10 protein-coding genes and 1 pseudogene are annotated in these 14,699 nt (G+C 52.4%); all 11 read right to left on the reverse strand.

The window, feature by feature from the left end; genetic code table 11:
- Positions 1–195: pseudogene (locus tag EKM95_RS11825) on the reverse strand (hypothetical protein); the annotation flags it as partial.
- Between the two features lie 414 nt (positions 196–609).
- Complete coding sequence (locus EKM95_RS08315) at positions 610–1,590, reverse strand: LacI family DNA-binding transcriptional regulator (RefSeq protein WP_125697401.1); 981 nt, start codon at positions 1,588–1,590, stop codon at positions 610–612.
- Between the two features lie 104 nt (positions 1,591–1,694).
- Positions 1,695–2,465 carry an endonuclease/exonuclease/phosphatase family protein gene (locus tag EKM95_RS08320; RefSeq protein ID WP_125697403.1) on the reverse strand — a complete coding sequence of 257 codons (771 nt, stop codon included), beginning with the start codon at positions 2,463–2,465 and terminating at the stop codon, positions 1,695–1,697.
- Positions 2,466–2,488: 23 nt separating this feature from the next.
- A complete protein-coding gene (locus tag EKM95_RS08325; RefSeq protein WP_125697406.1) occupies positions 2,489–3,385 on the reverse strand; it encodes an acetylxylan esterase in 897 nt (298 codons plus the stop codon).
- Positions 3,378–3,968 (reverse strand): DUF624 domain-containing protein, encoded by a 591-nt coding sequence (locus EKM95_RS08330; protein WP_164510140.1) that lies wholly within the window; start codon positions 3,966–3,968, stop codon positions 3,378–3,380. Before EKM95_RS08330 ends, EKM95_RS08325 begins: the two co-directional genes overlap by 8 nt.
- 53 nt (positions 3,969–4,021) lie before the next feature.
- Positions 4,022–5,620 (reverse strand): type 2 periplasmic-binding domain-containing protein, encoded by a 1,599-nt coding sequence (locus EKM95_RS08335; RefSeq protein ID WP_125697410.1) that lies wholly within the window; start codon positions 5,618–5,620, stop codon positions 4,022–4,024.
- A 31-nt stretch (positions 5,621–5,651) separates the two neighbouring features.
- The gene (locus EKM95_RS08340; protein ID WP_125697412.1) at positions 5,652–6,548 is read right to left on the reverse strand and encodes a carbohydrate ABC transporter permease; all 897 of its coding nucleotides are present in this window, start codon (positions 6,546–6,548) and stop codon (positions 5,652–5,654) included.
- 12 nt (positions 6,549–6,560) lie between these two features.
- Complete coding sequence (locus EKM95_RS08345; protein ID WP_125697414.1) at positions 6,561–7,472, reverse strand: ABC transporter permease; 912 nt, start codon at positions 7,470–7,472, stop codon at positions 6,561–6,563.
- A gap of 170 nt (positions 7,473–7,642) precedes the next feature.
- On the reverse strand, positions 7,643–10,783 hold the full coding sequence (locus tag EKM95_RS08350) for a GH36-type glycosyl hydrolase domain-containing protein (RefSeq protein WP_125697416.1): 3,141 nt from the start codon (positions 10,781–10,783) through the stop codon (positions 7,643–7,645).
- Entirely contained in the window at positions 10,776–12,956 is a 2,181-nt protein-coding gene (locus EKM95_RS08355) for a glycoside hydrolase family 3 N-terminal domain-containing protein (RefSeq protein WP_125697418.1), read from the reverse strand. The genes EKM95_RS08350 and EKM95_RS08355 overlap by 8 nt, the downstream gene beginning before the upstream one ends.
- 272 nt (positions 12,957–13,228) lie before the next feature.
- Positions 13,229–14,680 (reverse strand): sucrose phosphorylase, encoded by a 1,452-nt coding sequence (gene gtfA, locus EKM95_RS08360; protein ID WP_125697420.1) that lies wholly within the window; start codon positions 14,678–14,680, stop codon positions 13,229–13,231.
- Positions 14,681–14,699: the final 19 nt, after the last annotated feature.

Genomic DNA, 14,699 nt, shown 5'->3' on the forward strand with positions numbered 1-14,699 from the left:
CGATAAACCATGGATAAAACCTCCGAGTGAATTTCGTAAATGCACGGGAAATGTCTGAAAACCGGAATTTCGTATGCATTTATTATATGACAGTAATGACCTAAAATCACTAGTATCAAATGCTACACGTTTTTGAACAGCCACTAATATAGTTCGCTGGTGCTTGCGTGTGCGTTGCCGAATTTCTTTTCTCATTGAGTTCACCCCCACCTATCGTCCATTTGTATTTGCGGAAAGAACTGTCCTTTAACTCGCTGAGCGAATGAAGGCCATATCTTCATTATGGCCGCGTGCCTGACACGTTCATTATCTGCGGCTGCCACCATAATCAATACTATCATTACTGTGAAAATCATGCCTAGTCGCTTAGCAAGTATGCGTTAATGATGAGACTCTATCCAAGAATGGGGGAACCAGCACTTTCTCCCTCAAGCGGTCGCTTGTTTGGATGCTGATGTCTGTTGCGGTACAGAAATGACACCTGACCGCTTTGGAAGTCCGTTTGTATCGCAAAGAGCCCGCCGGTTTTGCGTTCGGTGGGCTCTTTGATTGGGGGTAGACATATTATGAAGTTGTTGCAAGGCACTTTTCAGCTGGCCAACCAGGGGGTTAGTCGGTCAGCTTTTCACCAAGCGAGCCGCGATGAAGCACCTTAGTCTTTAAGAACTGGTCCGCTGGCGTCTCGTCGGTCTCGATCATCTTCAAAACCGTCTCTGCGGCCATTTCGCCCCAGCGATGTTTGGAGTAGTCGATCGAAGTGAGTTTAGGGTCCAAATAAGTATCGATATAGTCATTATCAAAACCAACGATCTTGATATCTTGACCAACCACACGGCCCCGCGCGTTGAACCCGTCATACAGCCCAATCGCGAGTTCATCGTTCAGCGCGAAGACGCCAATGTTGGTATCACCAGTGTTGCAGATGACTTCCGCGGCTTTGCGGCCACCTTCAATGGTGAAGTCTCCCGGAATGACCAGGATCGATTTGCCTGAGATCTTCTCCACTTCTTGGATGGCCGCCTGCGCACGGACCTGCGAATCCCATGAATCGGAAGGCCCAGTGACCATCACGAAATGGTCCACATTCGCGGCAGCCAGCGCGTCGATTGCCTGTCTGGCACCGGCCGCGTTGTCGACAATGACCCGTGCGACATTTGGGTGTGTGATATCACGATCCATGACGACCAGCTTGTTCCCGGCGTCTGCGTATTCGCGAATTAAGTCAGTCGGAAACGAGACATCTAAGATGATCGCGCCATCCACAAAACGTTGCGGCACAAACGCGCGCGAACGACTGCCGCCAGAGCCGACGATCAACTCGTAGTGATGGGCGCGCAGCGTGTTGGCAACGCCATCGATCACGTGACTATAAAAATCCCCGCCAAAGCCATTGACGTAAAGGCCGATCATATTGGTCTTTTGTTTCTTCAACATCCGCCCAGCAAGACTTGGGGTGTAGTTCAACTCTGCCGCGATAGCTTTGATGCGTTCCCGGGTCTCCGAAGTGACTTTTGCGTTGTCGTTCAGCGCATATGAGACTGTCGAGATCGAAACGCCTGCCCGTTCGGCGATTTCTCTAATTCCAACCAAAGCGCGTTACCTCCACTTGATATTGATTAAGCATGACGATACACAAAACAGCAACGCGTCTCGTGTTCATTCAATTTCTTATTATTTATGAGGGCCAGCCCCACTCATTCAGGCGCTAATTCCGCGCAAAGCGGGAAATGGTCAGACGCATAGCGGCCGTCAAACGAGTCAGTCAACACCCCAGTTTTTAGAGTCTTTAACCCTTTGACGTAGATATAATCGATATTCTCAAGATCGTGCCAAGGCATGGTATAGGTGAAATTCTGGAATGTCCCCGTCGGCCCATAGTGTTGAATGTCTGGCAACGTTTTGGCGTTCACAAATGCGGCTTCCGTCAAAAGCGTGTGAACCGCTTCCGAAGGTTCTGCATTGTAATCACCCAGGATCACGGTCGGGTACACCGCGATCTGCGATGCCAACTGCTTCAAAATGACCTTCATCCCGTTCGTGCGCGCCTCTTCCGAGATATTATCCAGGTGGACCGAGATGACCAAGGTCTCAACGCGAGTCGCACGATCCTGCAAAATGGCCCATACACAAACACGCGGATACGCGGCCCCCGGATAAATGCTCGGTTGCGCCGGCGTCTGGGATAACCAGAAGGCGCCGTTATCAATCAAATTATAATTGTTTTCCTTAAAGAGTAAACCGATTCCTTCACCTGTGCCATCGCCATCACGTTCCTGACTCAGCAAGTGATACTCGGGAAGGCCTTCCGTCAGGTCTTTGACTTGGGTCGGCCGAATCTCTTCAACGGCCAGCACATCCCAATCATGAAACTTGATCAGATCAAGCACGTACTCGGCACGATATGGCCATTGCCATTCTTTATCATAATCCGTATCGACACGAAGATTATAGGTTGCGATTCTCATCAGCTAATTTCTCCTTATTATTTTCACACACGTTGCGCAAGGGTTGCGGCCTTATCAACTTCCCAGCGAATCCTCGCAATGCCGCCGCCTTCGTGTGCGTGCCCCGTGTACACTTTCAATTCCTTGGGGGATTGGATCTGATCAAAAGTGGGCAGGTAATCCGCCATCGGACACGTCGTATCTTGATCACCGCAAGAGGCAAAAACCGGCGCTTTGATCTGCGCGGCAAAGAACCGTGTGTCGTAAAACCGCATGGTACGTTCGACCGCCGCCCGCTTTTCCGGATGCTCGGCCAGATACTCGCCGATCACGCCGTATGAGCCGGCTCGGGCATCGATGCGTGCCATGATGTTGGACTGGCTCGGTACATCGCTAAAGATGGCGGTCAGTTCATAGGGGGACAACGCTCCAATCATCGTGGCCAATCCCCCGCCTTGGCTGCCGCCGCGGAGAAATAGTTTTTGACCAGACGGCGCCACCAGATCATGCGCGATCTTCAACTCCAACAGATGATCAGCAATGACGCGCTTCATGTAGAAGTCATCAGGATCGGTGAAGCCACGGCCCATCGGCATTTCGCCATAGGACATGCCATAAGGTGCCGTATCCTGTGTTTTGCCACCTTGGCCGCGATTATCGATCACCAACACCGAGAACCCAATCGAAGGCCAGTGGTAAAACTGCATCGGATCTTCCAGATGATTCATGTACCCAAGATAATCGATCACTAGGGGGGAGGTGTGATCGCTTTGGGGCCGAATCAGATAACCGCGAACGCGTTCGCCATAAAGACTTGTGAACGCGACGTCGAACACTTTGACCGTTGTCGCGGCCACCTTGGATGGTAAGATCGAAAGCTCGAGGTCACTAGCATTCAGCTCATCGATGAGCCGCTGCCAAAATGCGTTTGCTTCATTCATCAAAGACGCCAACTTTCCTGACAAAATAGATCTGAAGATAGCATGCCACAAAGAAACCGAGACACAGGGCCAGATATAGATTGACCTTACCGATCAGCGATAACACCACGACTGGAATCAGCAGGATCACGATGCTGTATACAATATGCTGAAAGAACAGAATCAGCGCGTTGTTGAATGCCTGGCGAACGCTGTCTTGACTGAGTGCAAAGTCATATGCAAAGGTTCCAAGAAGTAGCGCCACGCTGGCCACGAAAAAGATCATCACGGCGGCGGCCCATTGTCCGAGCGCGCCAACCAGCAGCGTTAACCCGATCGCCAAGCCTGCCCCGACCAGTAGGATGCCAAAAAGTTGCCAGCCGCGGACAAGGTTCTTCTTCATAATTTTAAAATACGTGGTAAGCACATGATCTTCTTCGCCAGCCATCACGCGCTTGGTGATCTGGTACAACGCGATGATGGCAGGCCCTAAGAGAACCACCGTCAAGCCGGACAACACGAACACTAAATTGATAATGAAGGCATTGGCGGCAAGCGTCATCAACCGGTAGTAAAGCCCATCGACCCTAAATATCTCTTTCATAACAAGCAAAGAAAGAGCTACAGTTTCCGCAGCTCTTTCTTCTTTCACATCCTTTAGTTTAGCTTCTTGCGGTTAGAGGCCATATTCTTTGTCAGCGTCTTTTCAACGTTGGAATAATTATTCTTCTTCAAGAAGTCCTTGTAATTGCTGAGGGTGCTGTCAAAGCTTGCGTCACTGTTGGCGCGGATCAGGGAAATAACGGTACTATTCATCTTCGTTTGAACCTGATCATAGACACGTGCTTCAGCAGTCCCGGCTTGCGGCTTGATGTTTTCGATCACGAAATGCGGGTATAGCTTGCCAACGCCCCACTTCTGCATCTGGGTCAAAGCGGAAGTCGTCGGTGCCTTCAAAGCGTTCATTCGGTCGTTGTTGAAGTAGAGGAAGCGGCTGATGCCGTACTTCTTGTTGTACAGGTCGTTATCGGTTTGTTCCAGCTTGTTAACTTCTGGCAGGTATTCGATCTTGCCATCAGAGTTGTACTTGAAGGTTACGCCTTCGATGCCGTACTTGGTCAGGATCTGGCCTGGGCGATCAACAAGATAGGTGAAGAGTTCCATGACTTTGGCTGGATCCTTGGCGTCTTTGGTGATGTAGTTGATCAGCCAGCCTGAGATCCCTGTCTGGTTCAATGTCGCTTTGCGGCCAGATGTGCTGGACGGGCCATCCACGGCGATGTAACGCGTCTTGGAGTTCTTCATGAATTCGGTGAAGTTCCCGCCTTGGCCACTAGTGCCGGCCACGAACATGGTCGCGTACTGACCGGTCTTGACCTTTTGATCGAAGGTCGCGCCATCATCGGTAAAGCTGTCGTCGCTGATGTCCTTGTTGCGATACACGGTGTTGAGGGTCTTCAGCCACTGGATATATTCAGAATCCAGGCTCCGGTCGTAATAGGCGCCATCAGCTGTTTCAAGCGGAACACCGAGGAAGTCTTGCAGCTTATCGGTGAACCCACCCGCCGTTGTACCGACTGGGGTAAAGCCAAATGGCGTGAGCTTCGGATACTTCGCTGCGATCTCTTTCATCGCCTTTTCAAAGTTCCCCGGCTTGGTGAAGTCCGGCTTGCCGAGGGCGTCATAGACATCTTCACGGATGACGAAATTATCATTCACCGGAATGGTGCCGCTCTCGTAGTCTTTCTTCGTGTTGGAATAGTTTGGATACCCATACGTCTTGTTGTCAGACAGCGTGAACCACTTCATGGTGTCTTTGTTGGCAACTTTCAGGAAATATGGATCATATTTCTTTGCCAGGTCGTTGAGGGAGTACGCCCAGCTGTTCGCCTTCGTTGCCGCCTGACTTGTCTTATCCATCAAGGTCACGATGTCTGGCATGTCACCACCTGAGATCAAGGCATTCAGCTTCGAGTCGTCACCAGTGACGAACTTGATGTTGATGTTCAGATCCTTCTTGATCTTCGCTGTGGTCGCATCTTCACCAAACGGGAGAGTCGTCCAATCAGAATTGATATACCAAGTGATCGTGGTCATCTTTTTCTTCTTGTCGAGCTTCCACGCCGGCGTTTTTGCACTCGGAGTGTAACGATCTTTGATCGAAAAATTCGAGTTACCTGCATCCTCTTTGTTGCCGCAGCTGGCCAACGCCAACGCCGCTACGGCAACCATCGCGCCTAGAAAAGCCTTCTTCATCTTTATATCCTTCTTTCTTCCCTTTTTCCCCTTATTCCTTAACGGCACCTTCCATCATCCCCGCGATGAAATGCTTTTGAAGCAACGGATAGATGATGAGAATTGGGACCGTGGTGATCACAATTGTTGCAAGCTGCACGCCGCGCGTTGTCGCCTTAAACACCACGTCGGTCGAGCCGCTTTGAGTCATATTGCTGAGATTAGAGTTGACGATGATCTCATAGATCTTCATCTGAAGCGGGTAAAGATATTGTTTGGTGATGTAGAGCTTGGTCGTCATGAAGTCATTCCACTGGCCGACTCCGTTGAACAAAACGATGGTTGCCAGGGCCGGTTTTGTCAGTGGCAGGTAGATCGAGGTAAAGATCCGCCATTCGCCGGCGCCATCGATCTTCGCCGATTCCTCAAGCGAGTCAGGAATCTCCCGGAAGAAGTTCATCAAGATGACACAGTCGTAATAGCTGAACAGGGCCGGAATGATGTAGACCCAGAACGTATCTAACAACCCCAAGGACTTGATCAGCAAGTAGGTCGGGATCATGCCCCCGCCAAAGTACATCGTGATGACACCCATCGAGGTATACAGCCGGCGCCCAATCAGCCGCGACTTGCTCAGCCCATAGGCCACGATCGCGCAAAACAAAGTATGCGTGCCGGCGCCGATCACCGTTTTCAGGACCGAGATCCCAAAGGCCTTGGGGATACTGCTATCGGAAAAGACTTTCGTGTAGTTTTCCAACGTGAAGCCCTGTGGCCACAACATTAAGCCGCCGCTGGCCAATCCTGCGTTTGATGATACGGAGGAAACGAGGATATTCCAGATCGGCACAATGATGATCAGTGAAAACAGCGTCAGGACAATGGTATTGACTAGGTTGAACCAAAAGCCTTCTTTTCGAGTCTTTTTACTATGGATCGCAATTTTCATCCGACTCGCCTCCTAGACAATGACCGAGTGGCCGTCGTTCAACTTGCGCGTGATGCGATCGGTGATGATCAGCAAGATGACCGAGACGACCGAGATACCTAACCCAACAGCTGTCGCATACGAGAAGTCCCCTTGAGTCAGCCCCATCCGATAAACGAAGGAATTGATCACATCCGCGTAATCCTGGTTCTGTGAGTTCATCAAGACCAAGGTCTGATCAAGGTTCGAGCCAAGGAGCCCGCTGACCGTCAAAATCAGATTGAGCGAGATGATTGGGCCAAGCAGCGGCAGGGTGATCGTTCTGACCTGCGTCACCTTCGAGGCCCCGTCAATGCGGGCGGCTTCATAAAGCGTCGGGTCGATGCGCGACATCCCGGCAAGATACAAGATGGTGCCCCACCCGACTTCCTTCCAAAGATCTGACAGAACAGCGATCCACCAGTACTGGTTACCAGCCAGCAGGTGGTTGGTCCCCTTGTCGATGATTCCCAGTGCCATGAGGATCTGGTTGAAGAATCCGTTTGTCGAGAGCCACGAGATCAACATCCCGCCCAGGACGATCCATGAGAAGAAATGGGGGATATAGGAGATCGTCTGCACGATCTTCTTGAACCGCATATTCTTGAGCTCAAAGATCATCACCGAGAGCACAATGGGAATGACAAATCCAATGGCGAGTTTCAAGAAACTGATGGCGAGCGTGTTGCGGACAGATTGCCAGAAGAACTGATCTGAGACGATCGTCTTGAAGTTCTCCATCCCGACCCAAGGCGCGCTGCTCATCGTGTCAACAATCGTATAGTGCTTGAAAGCAGTAATGATCCCGTAGATCGGGATGAAATTGAAGATCACCATGAAGATGACCCCTGGCCACACCATTAACTGAAGCTGTCCTTGCTTAATAAATCGCTTGAATATACTCATATTGATCACTCATCTGCTGCGCTCATTACAGGCCGCTCCCCTCTGAGTATCCTCGAGATTTTTGGTGAAACGTTTCTCCAAATAGGATACTAGCACGCGAACCTTTTTTGCGCAAGCGCTTTCTTTTCTGGTTTAAAAAATTTTTTCGGGCCTCGGTTGTCTTTAACCTGTTAAGGCCGCGTTTCCTCAATCTCCGCCCCGATTTTCGAATCCTTCGATGGCTGCCAATCAATGCGGATATTCGGATCAAAATCGGCTGTATCCGTCGACGATTCGTGGTTAAACGTTTCGTTACGAATTGATAATATCTCGCTGAGCAGCGTCCCGATGAAGATTCCCGGACCGCTGCTGTACAAACGCCAACCACCTTTGACGCCGACCTGCTGCGTCTGCACCCGCTCAAAATCATTTTGAGCCTGATAGCGATCCGCAAAATCAGCATCCGAGCTCGAGAAATAAACATTGGCTTGGCGTAGCTCGGCATTCGAGATGCGCTCGGTCAGTTTGATCGGGTCGACCAGCTGCAGCATTTGCCAGGCTTCTTGTCGCCGGCCGGCAACCGCCAACGCCCCGGCGTAGCGAATATGGGCATGGACATAAAGCAGCCCAATCTCCCGGCCAAAATTAGCGGCTTGCTCCGCGCGTTTGAAGATCTTGCTGACGCCGCCTCGATAAGTCGACGGCCGGTTCATCAACCGGACCCCATCTGGGAAAAGCAGGTGCTGGTCAATCAGTGCCAACGCATGATCCGCCTGTTTTCCTGTCAAAATGCCGCTCAGTACCCCTTGTGATAATGGCAACAGACGGTAATCGATGCCGGTCTGCTGATCTCCGGGATGAATGATCTCTTTGACTTGCCCATCTGGTGCGATCTGAATAAAGCCAGGCAGGACGTTATCGCGCATGAAGTACCGCTGGAAATCCTCTTCCATATCGGTCTTGAGCGCTGCGACCCGGCGCTGGAGCGCATCCCCGTCTGATAGTGCCATCGCCAGTGTCGTCAGCGTCTCAAGCGTCAGCTCCTCCGTCCAGGTACTTGCCATGGTCGCTTTTTGGGCGGGATCGGCAGGTTGGAGCGTATCATCCCAGTCGCCATCCCCGTACGCCGAGACGTGGGTGCCGGCCAGAAAATGCGCCACGAGATAATCAAGCTGATGTTCGACATGTGCCCGCAACGAAGTCTTTTCACCAATGAAGTCGTGGGTCGTCGCGCTCATGTATGGCAACTGCTCGTCCAGAATCTGAAGGTCGTGGGTCGCCTTGAGATAATCCCCGAGAACTTTCAGCGGCCAAACGACGACATCGCCGTGACTTTCATCCGCAAACTGCGCGCGATACTCATCGTACATAAACCACTGTGGCCAGTTGCCTGTCTCAACGAATTGATGCGAGTAAAGGGTCGTCAGAATCTGCCGCACTTCTGCGTAGTGGCCCGTGGCTAAAAACAGCTCGACTGGGCCCTGGGAGACGTCGCGCGTCCCCCAAGCGGCCCCGCCGTATTGTTCAAGGCCATGCGGAGATAGCAGGTGGACCAGGGCATCATGGGCGAACCAGCGCAGAATCGTGGTGATCTCTTGTGCGTCGTCCTTTCTTGCCGGGGCCTCGTCCTTTAATGTCAGATGGTGCAAGAGGTCCTCAGTGTGCCCCGCATGCGCCTTCCGCGTTGTTGCCGCGTCCAGTTCGTCGAAGTGATTAGCGAGCGCCGTTGAGATTTTCAAATCAGAAGTGTTTCGATAACTCGCGGTGACCATCTCGAGTGATGGCAACGCCTCACCCAACACGTTCGCAGTATCGCCAAGCTCAAAGTGCCCGTCATGCTGACTGTAATCAAGCCAGTAGGTTAGGTCCGGATTTGCGGCGTGCATCGGCATCCCCGACTCTGCTTTGATCGAGAGCTGCTCCCCGTGTGCCACCACAACGGGCTGATGGCCCATGGTGCCTGCGCTCAGTTGATCCGTGATCAGCAGGTCATAATGGTTGCCTCGCTGCGACTGAAAATGAAGGGTCAACTGATCCGAGTCAGCGGCGGCATCGTCTGTAATAATCAGCAGATCATCTTCCAGTTGGTAATACCAGGTTGCCCCGTTATAGGCCATCTCAAAGGCACTGGGTAGGCTCAGCAGATGAAATTGTTGATCCGCCAATTTGATATAGATGCGGCGGCCCGCTGTCGTGAAGAAGTTGAACGGATCACGCACATCACTTGACAGATTCTGCATATTTGTGTTGCCAAACACAGTATGTGATTCAAACACCCCTGACATGAATTGGGTCGTTGCCAGCACCGGCGTCGTTGGCGTGAGGGTGTGCCCCGCCATCACGATATTGCCTGTCTGCCGCTGTTGAAGCAACTCCTTGGCTTGCAAGACAACATGGCGATGGTCCGGCAAAAAGAACGACAACAAGTCGCCATCTTGACGCTCTTCTAAGCTGCGAGCAGGGAAAAGGGCCATGATCTCCCGCGCTTTCAAAGGAATGCCTGATACTCTTTTGCCCAGCACCGGCTCCGTTTCAATCTGCGAATAGGGTTGTGGGGCTAATGGCGTCCGCAAAGAGCGCTCATAATCGGCTTGCAACTCAGTGTCAGCGAGCAGAATCCTTCGGTTGTCCTCTGGCTGATCCGGCATAAAGGCGGCATAAAAGACCGCATGTTTCGCCGCTTGACCGGCTGGGGTTCGAAGCGCGATCAGCGTCGCCTCGTACTGCAATTTCACATTGGCTAACTCCGGCTGTTGCATGCCAACCGGCGAAGCATCGGCGCGATAGGCTGGCCCGAAAAATTGCATGCCATCCGTGGCATAACTCGCAAGAGGCGTGAAGGCCCCTTGTTGCAGATAAGGATTTTTCCCAGATTGCGGTTGATTTTGCCGCGATGCGATGGTGATCTGTTGCCCATCGCGTGCCACAAAATGATCGATGTATTGCGAGGCATAGGCTTCGTTTGACTGCACAAACGAAGCGGCGCCCAAGCCTAGGTCTTGAACATACGTCAGAGCTGTTTCTTCCGTGACCTCGCCGTCAAGATCAACGGTCCAGTACCAACCGGAGTCGCCGATCGTCAGCCGAATTAAATAGGACACATCGCCGAACACGCCTTTCCAGGACGCCTGCTCTTTGTCGTGGTTGAAGCTACTCTGGGCCCCGGTCAAAAGGCGAGAGACTGTCCCGACCCGCAGATAGATGCCGGCCATACTCCCATCAAGCGCGTTGCCATCGACCTGGTTGATCATGATGCCTGACGTTTCGATATGAATCGGCGCGCCGACATCGCTCAACCCGATCGCGGTATTTCCGTGTCGAAGCTTAATCATCTGACTTCTCCTTCAAACCCTGGGTGAACGTAAACCCGACTGCTTGGGTCGCATCCGAGCTCAGCCCCGCAAGCAACTCATACTCACCGGCATCTGCGGTATTTGTGAGATCTGTGTGCATATAACGTAGGCTGTCTTCGGTGACTGAAAACAACAGATCCGCTGTCTCGCCTGCCCCTACTGCGACTTTTTCAAATGCGATCAGGCGTTTGACTGGTCGAACTGTCTCACCGATTTTTTGGTGCAGATAGAGTTGCACGACAGCACGTCCGTCACGATTTGAGGAATTTTCAAGCCGGACATGCGCGACCATTGGCTTCTGGCTGCTCATCTCGGTGTTCTCGATCGTGAGACTTTGAAGCGTCACCTGCGCGTAGCCCAAGCCATAGCCGAACGGATAGAGCGGGGTGTTTTCTTCGTCGATATATTTGGACAGGTATTTATTTTCGGCATCATTCGGCGTGTGCGACAGCGGCCGGCCGGTGTTGTATTGGTTGTAATAGATCGGCACTTGGCCAACGCTGCGCGGAAAACTCATCGGCAGACGGCCAGAAGGTTCAACTTCGCCGGTCAAGATGCGGGCAATCGCCTCTGCCCCGCGGCTGCCCGGGAACCAGCCAAAGACAACGGCGTCTGAGAGTGCATCGACTTCACTCAGGTCGAGTGGCCGGCCGGCGATCACGATGGAGATGATTCTCTTACCATCTGCAGCCAGCTTCCGAAGCAAGGTCATTTGCTCTTCTGGTAGACGAATATCCGTCATGCTGGTGGCTTCCCCACTTTCGGCGCTCGGGATGCCGAGGCAGGCGATGACCGTGTCATAATGGTGCGCCGAGCCGAGCGCATCTTGTAATTGTTTTTCGTTCAGCTCGTGATAACCCACGCCTGGCACGCTCTTCACCTCACAGCGCTGGCTGAGCGCCGCCGCAATCGTGTTGTCTGGCGTACTCTTGCCCTGCCAAGACCAACTACCAAGAAGATCGTTCGACTCGCTCAGAGGGCCGGTCAAGAAGACTGAGGTGCCTGGCTGAAGCGGGAGAATCTGCCCGGCATTTTTCAACAGAACAATGCTTTCCTCGGCAGCATGCTGGGCGTCGACGAGGTGGGCTGGGCTTAGCTCTGTCGCTGTCTCCCGTTCAATAGAAATGTTTCGATACGGATCTTCAAACAACCCGAGCGTATTTTTCAATTCCAAAATACGCAGGACGGACTCGTCGATCAGACGCTTCGTTTCGGCATCCAATGTCGCCGCACGCTTCAGGTACCGGGAATAAGCGAAGGACATCATATCGATATCCACACCAGCCTTGAGGGCGAGGTCAGAAGCGTGATCGAGGTCTCCGGCCACACCGTGATTGATGAGCTCGCCGATCGCGTCCCAGTCGGAGATCAGGACACCTGAGAAATCCAGTTCTTCACGCAAAATGTCGCGCATGAGATGCTGATTGGCAGTTGCCGGCACGCCAAACAAGGTGTTAAAAGACGTCATGACTAGAAGGGCATGCGCCTTGATTGCTGCGGCATAGGAAGGCAAATACTGTTCGCGGAACCGCCACTCCGAAATATCGACCGTGTTATACTCGCGGCCGGCCTCTGGCGCACCATAAGCGGCGAAGTGTTTGACGCACGCCGCAATGTGGTCCTCATCCAGTGGGGCCTCACCCTGAAACCCCTGAACGCTTGCGGCGGCCAGTACGGTATTCAGATAAGTATCCTCACCGGTCGATTCCATGACGCGGCCCCAACGCGGATCGCGCACAAGGTCGACCATCGGCGCAAACGTCACGTGAATACCGCCAGCTGCGGATTCACTCGCCGCCACAGCGCTCGCATTTTTAACGATCTCAGGGTCAAAGCTTGCTGCCATCCCCACCGGAATCGGGAAGATGGTCTTATACCCATGGACCACGTCAGCCATGAAGAGCAACGGAATATGCAACCGATTGTGCGCTAAAAAGTCGGCTTGAATCGCTCGAACCTGCTTTGCACCGGAGATTCCCAGCACAGAGCCGGACCGGTAAAGTGTGTCCAGATCCATATGTTGTGCTTGCATCGGGCCGGTGATCGTCGCCTGCCCGTTCGGAAAGAAGTCGGCGCTCAGCTGACCAAGTTGCCCGATCTTTTCCTCGATGGTCATTTCTTCAAGAAGTGCCTGTACCTGTGTATTTTCCATCTAGTTTCTCCTCCTTGGTGAAACGTTTCGATTGTATTGTATAGCGCTTCCATTTTAAAGGCAAGGGGAAATTTTTGAGTAGTCCTCCGCAATGGCTTCTATTCAGGCTGTATTGCTGCGGCTCCGGCACAGGACGGTTTGGATGAAACAACTGGCTCTGTTAGCCCCCTTCAGCAAGGCAAAGCAAAAGGCCAAGTCACAACTAACACTCGCTGCGCACTTGGCCTTTCCCATTGATCTCAATGATTCACGTTTCCAAATGTTGATAACTGCTACCGCTTCGTCAGGTCGATCACAATCCCGTTTTCCGAGACCGCCATCTGGTCATTGACCAAGTCCACGCAAAGCGTTGCATTGGTTTGACCATCCTGACTCGTGCGCGTCAGCACAAAATGTGCTGGGTCCACCGCTTTGGCATCGAACTGACCATCCAGATCGAACGCCCGGCTTCGATTACGGAAGCGCATCAAGTTAAGAAGCGTGGACACTACTGGGCGTTGCACCTCTTCGGCAACTTCGTCCTCAGTGTAATAATGCCGGTTGATATTTCGACCTTCCTTTGTTTTTTCGAGAAGGTCCAGGTCATTTGCGCCAGCCAAGAGACCGACGTAATAGACCTGCGGAATGCCTGGGGCGAACATTTGAATGGCCCGCGCGATCAGATAAGCTGCCTCGTTTTCTCCCAGCGCGGAGAAATAGGTCGAGTTGATCTGGTACACGTCAAGATTATGATAGGCAGCGCTTGAATAGACTTTCTTCACGTTGGAGCCGCGCTGATAAAGCTGCTGTGTCGTGAAATCGATCTGGTCATCAGATAGGATGTCTTTCACATCGACAACACCGATACCGTCATGCGTATCCAGCGTGGTGAACTGGTGCATCGGACTTCGCCGCAACCACTTCAACAGCGGCCGCGCGTCCTGCGCAAAAAGCGTGTAGAGCACCAGCATCGGCAACGCAAAATCATAGGTCCAATAGCCGTGCTGGTTGACCTTGTCGACCAACGTATAATGCTCATGAATCTCGGGCAAGACTTCTACGCCATCTTCACCAGCGGCTTCTGAAATGCGATCGAGCAGGTCCCAGATCTCTGGCTCAACGAAAAAGTCATTGGTGCCACGTTTTTTCACGGCATAGGCAAATGCATCCAACCTGATCAGTGCCACGCCATTTGCAGCAAAACGGTTCATTGCCGTGGTCAGATAACGCCAAGTCTCCGGTGTTGTGACATCGAGATCGATCTGTTCATCGCTGAAGGTATTCCAGACGTGGCGCACCGAACCATCCGCCATTTGAACTTCCTGAACAGGTGCCTTGTCCTTGCGCTTATAGATCTGATCGACTTCTTCTTGAGTGGGGTGCCCCGCCGGCCAGAACTTGTCCCAATCGAGGAATAGCGTGCTTGAAGGCGATGCATCCCCTTTAGCGATAAAGTCCTTGAACTCCGGTGACTGCCGAGACAGATGATTGATCATCAGATCCGTCATTAAATAATACTGACTCGCCAGCGCCGCGATATCTGTCCAATCACCAAACCGTGAATCGATCACGTCATAGCGCTCAGGGGAAAATCCGCGATCGCCTGACGAAGGGAAAAACGGCAGAATATGAAGGCCACCGATCGCGTCCGTCAGATCACTTGCCAGCACGCGATTCAATGCCTGAAGGTTCGAGCCAAGACTATCTGCATACGTGATCAGCATGACTTGATTTGAAAGTCCCATTAGTTTCAGTTCATCTCCT

Source organism: Lacticaseibacillus yichunensis (assembly GCF_003946405.1).
Classification (GTDB): Bacteria; Bacillota; Bacilli; order Lactobacillales; family Lactobacillaceae; genus Lacticaseibacillus; species Lacticaseibacillus yichunensis.

Bases quoted from the DNA above. Each gene is read 5' to 3' on its own strand.
- EKM95_RS08320 (WP_125697403.1), bottom strand. From the start codon at position 2,465: ATGAGAATCGCAACCTATAATCTTCGTGTCGATACGGATTATGATAAA.
- EKM95_RS08325 (WP_125697406.1), bottom strand. From the start codon at position 3,385: ATGAATGAAGCAAACGCATTTTGGCAGCGGCTCATCGATGAGCTGAAT.
- EKM95_RS08330 (WP_164510140.1), bottom strand. From the start codon at position 3,968: ATGAAAGAGATATTTAGGGTCGATGGGCTTTACTACCGGTTGATGACG.
- EKM95_RS08335 (WP_125697410.1), bottom strand. From the start codon at position 5,620: ATGAAGAAGGCTTTTCTAGGCGCGATGGTTGCCGTAGCGGCGTTGGCG.
- EKM95_RS08340 (WP_125697412.1), bottom strand. From the start codon at position 6,548: ATGAAAATTGCGATCCATAGTAAAAAGACTCGAAAAGAAGGCTTTTGG.
- EKM95_RS08345 (WP_125697414.1), bottom strand. From the start codon at position 7,472: ATGAGTATATTCAAGCGATTTATTAAGCAAGGACAGCTTCAGTTAATG.
- EKM95_RS08350 (WP_125697416.1), bottom strand. From the start codon at position 10,783: ATGATTAAGCTTCGACACGGAAATACCGCGATCGGGTTGAGCGATGTC.
- EKM95_RS08355 (WP_125697418.1), bottom strand. From the start codon at position 12,956: ATGGAAAATACACAGGTACAGGCACTTCTTGAAGAAATGACCATCGAG.
- gtfA (WP_125697420.1), bottom strand. From the start codon at position 14,680: ATGGGACTTTCAAATCAAGTCATGCTGATCACGTATGCAGATAGTCTT.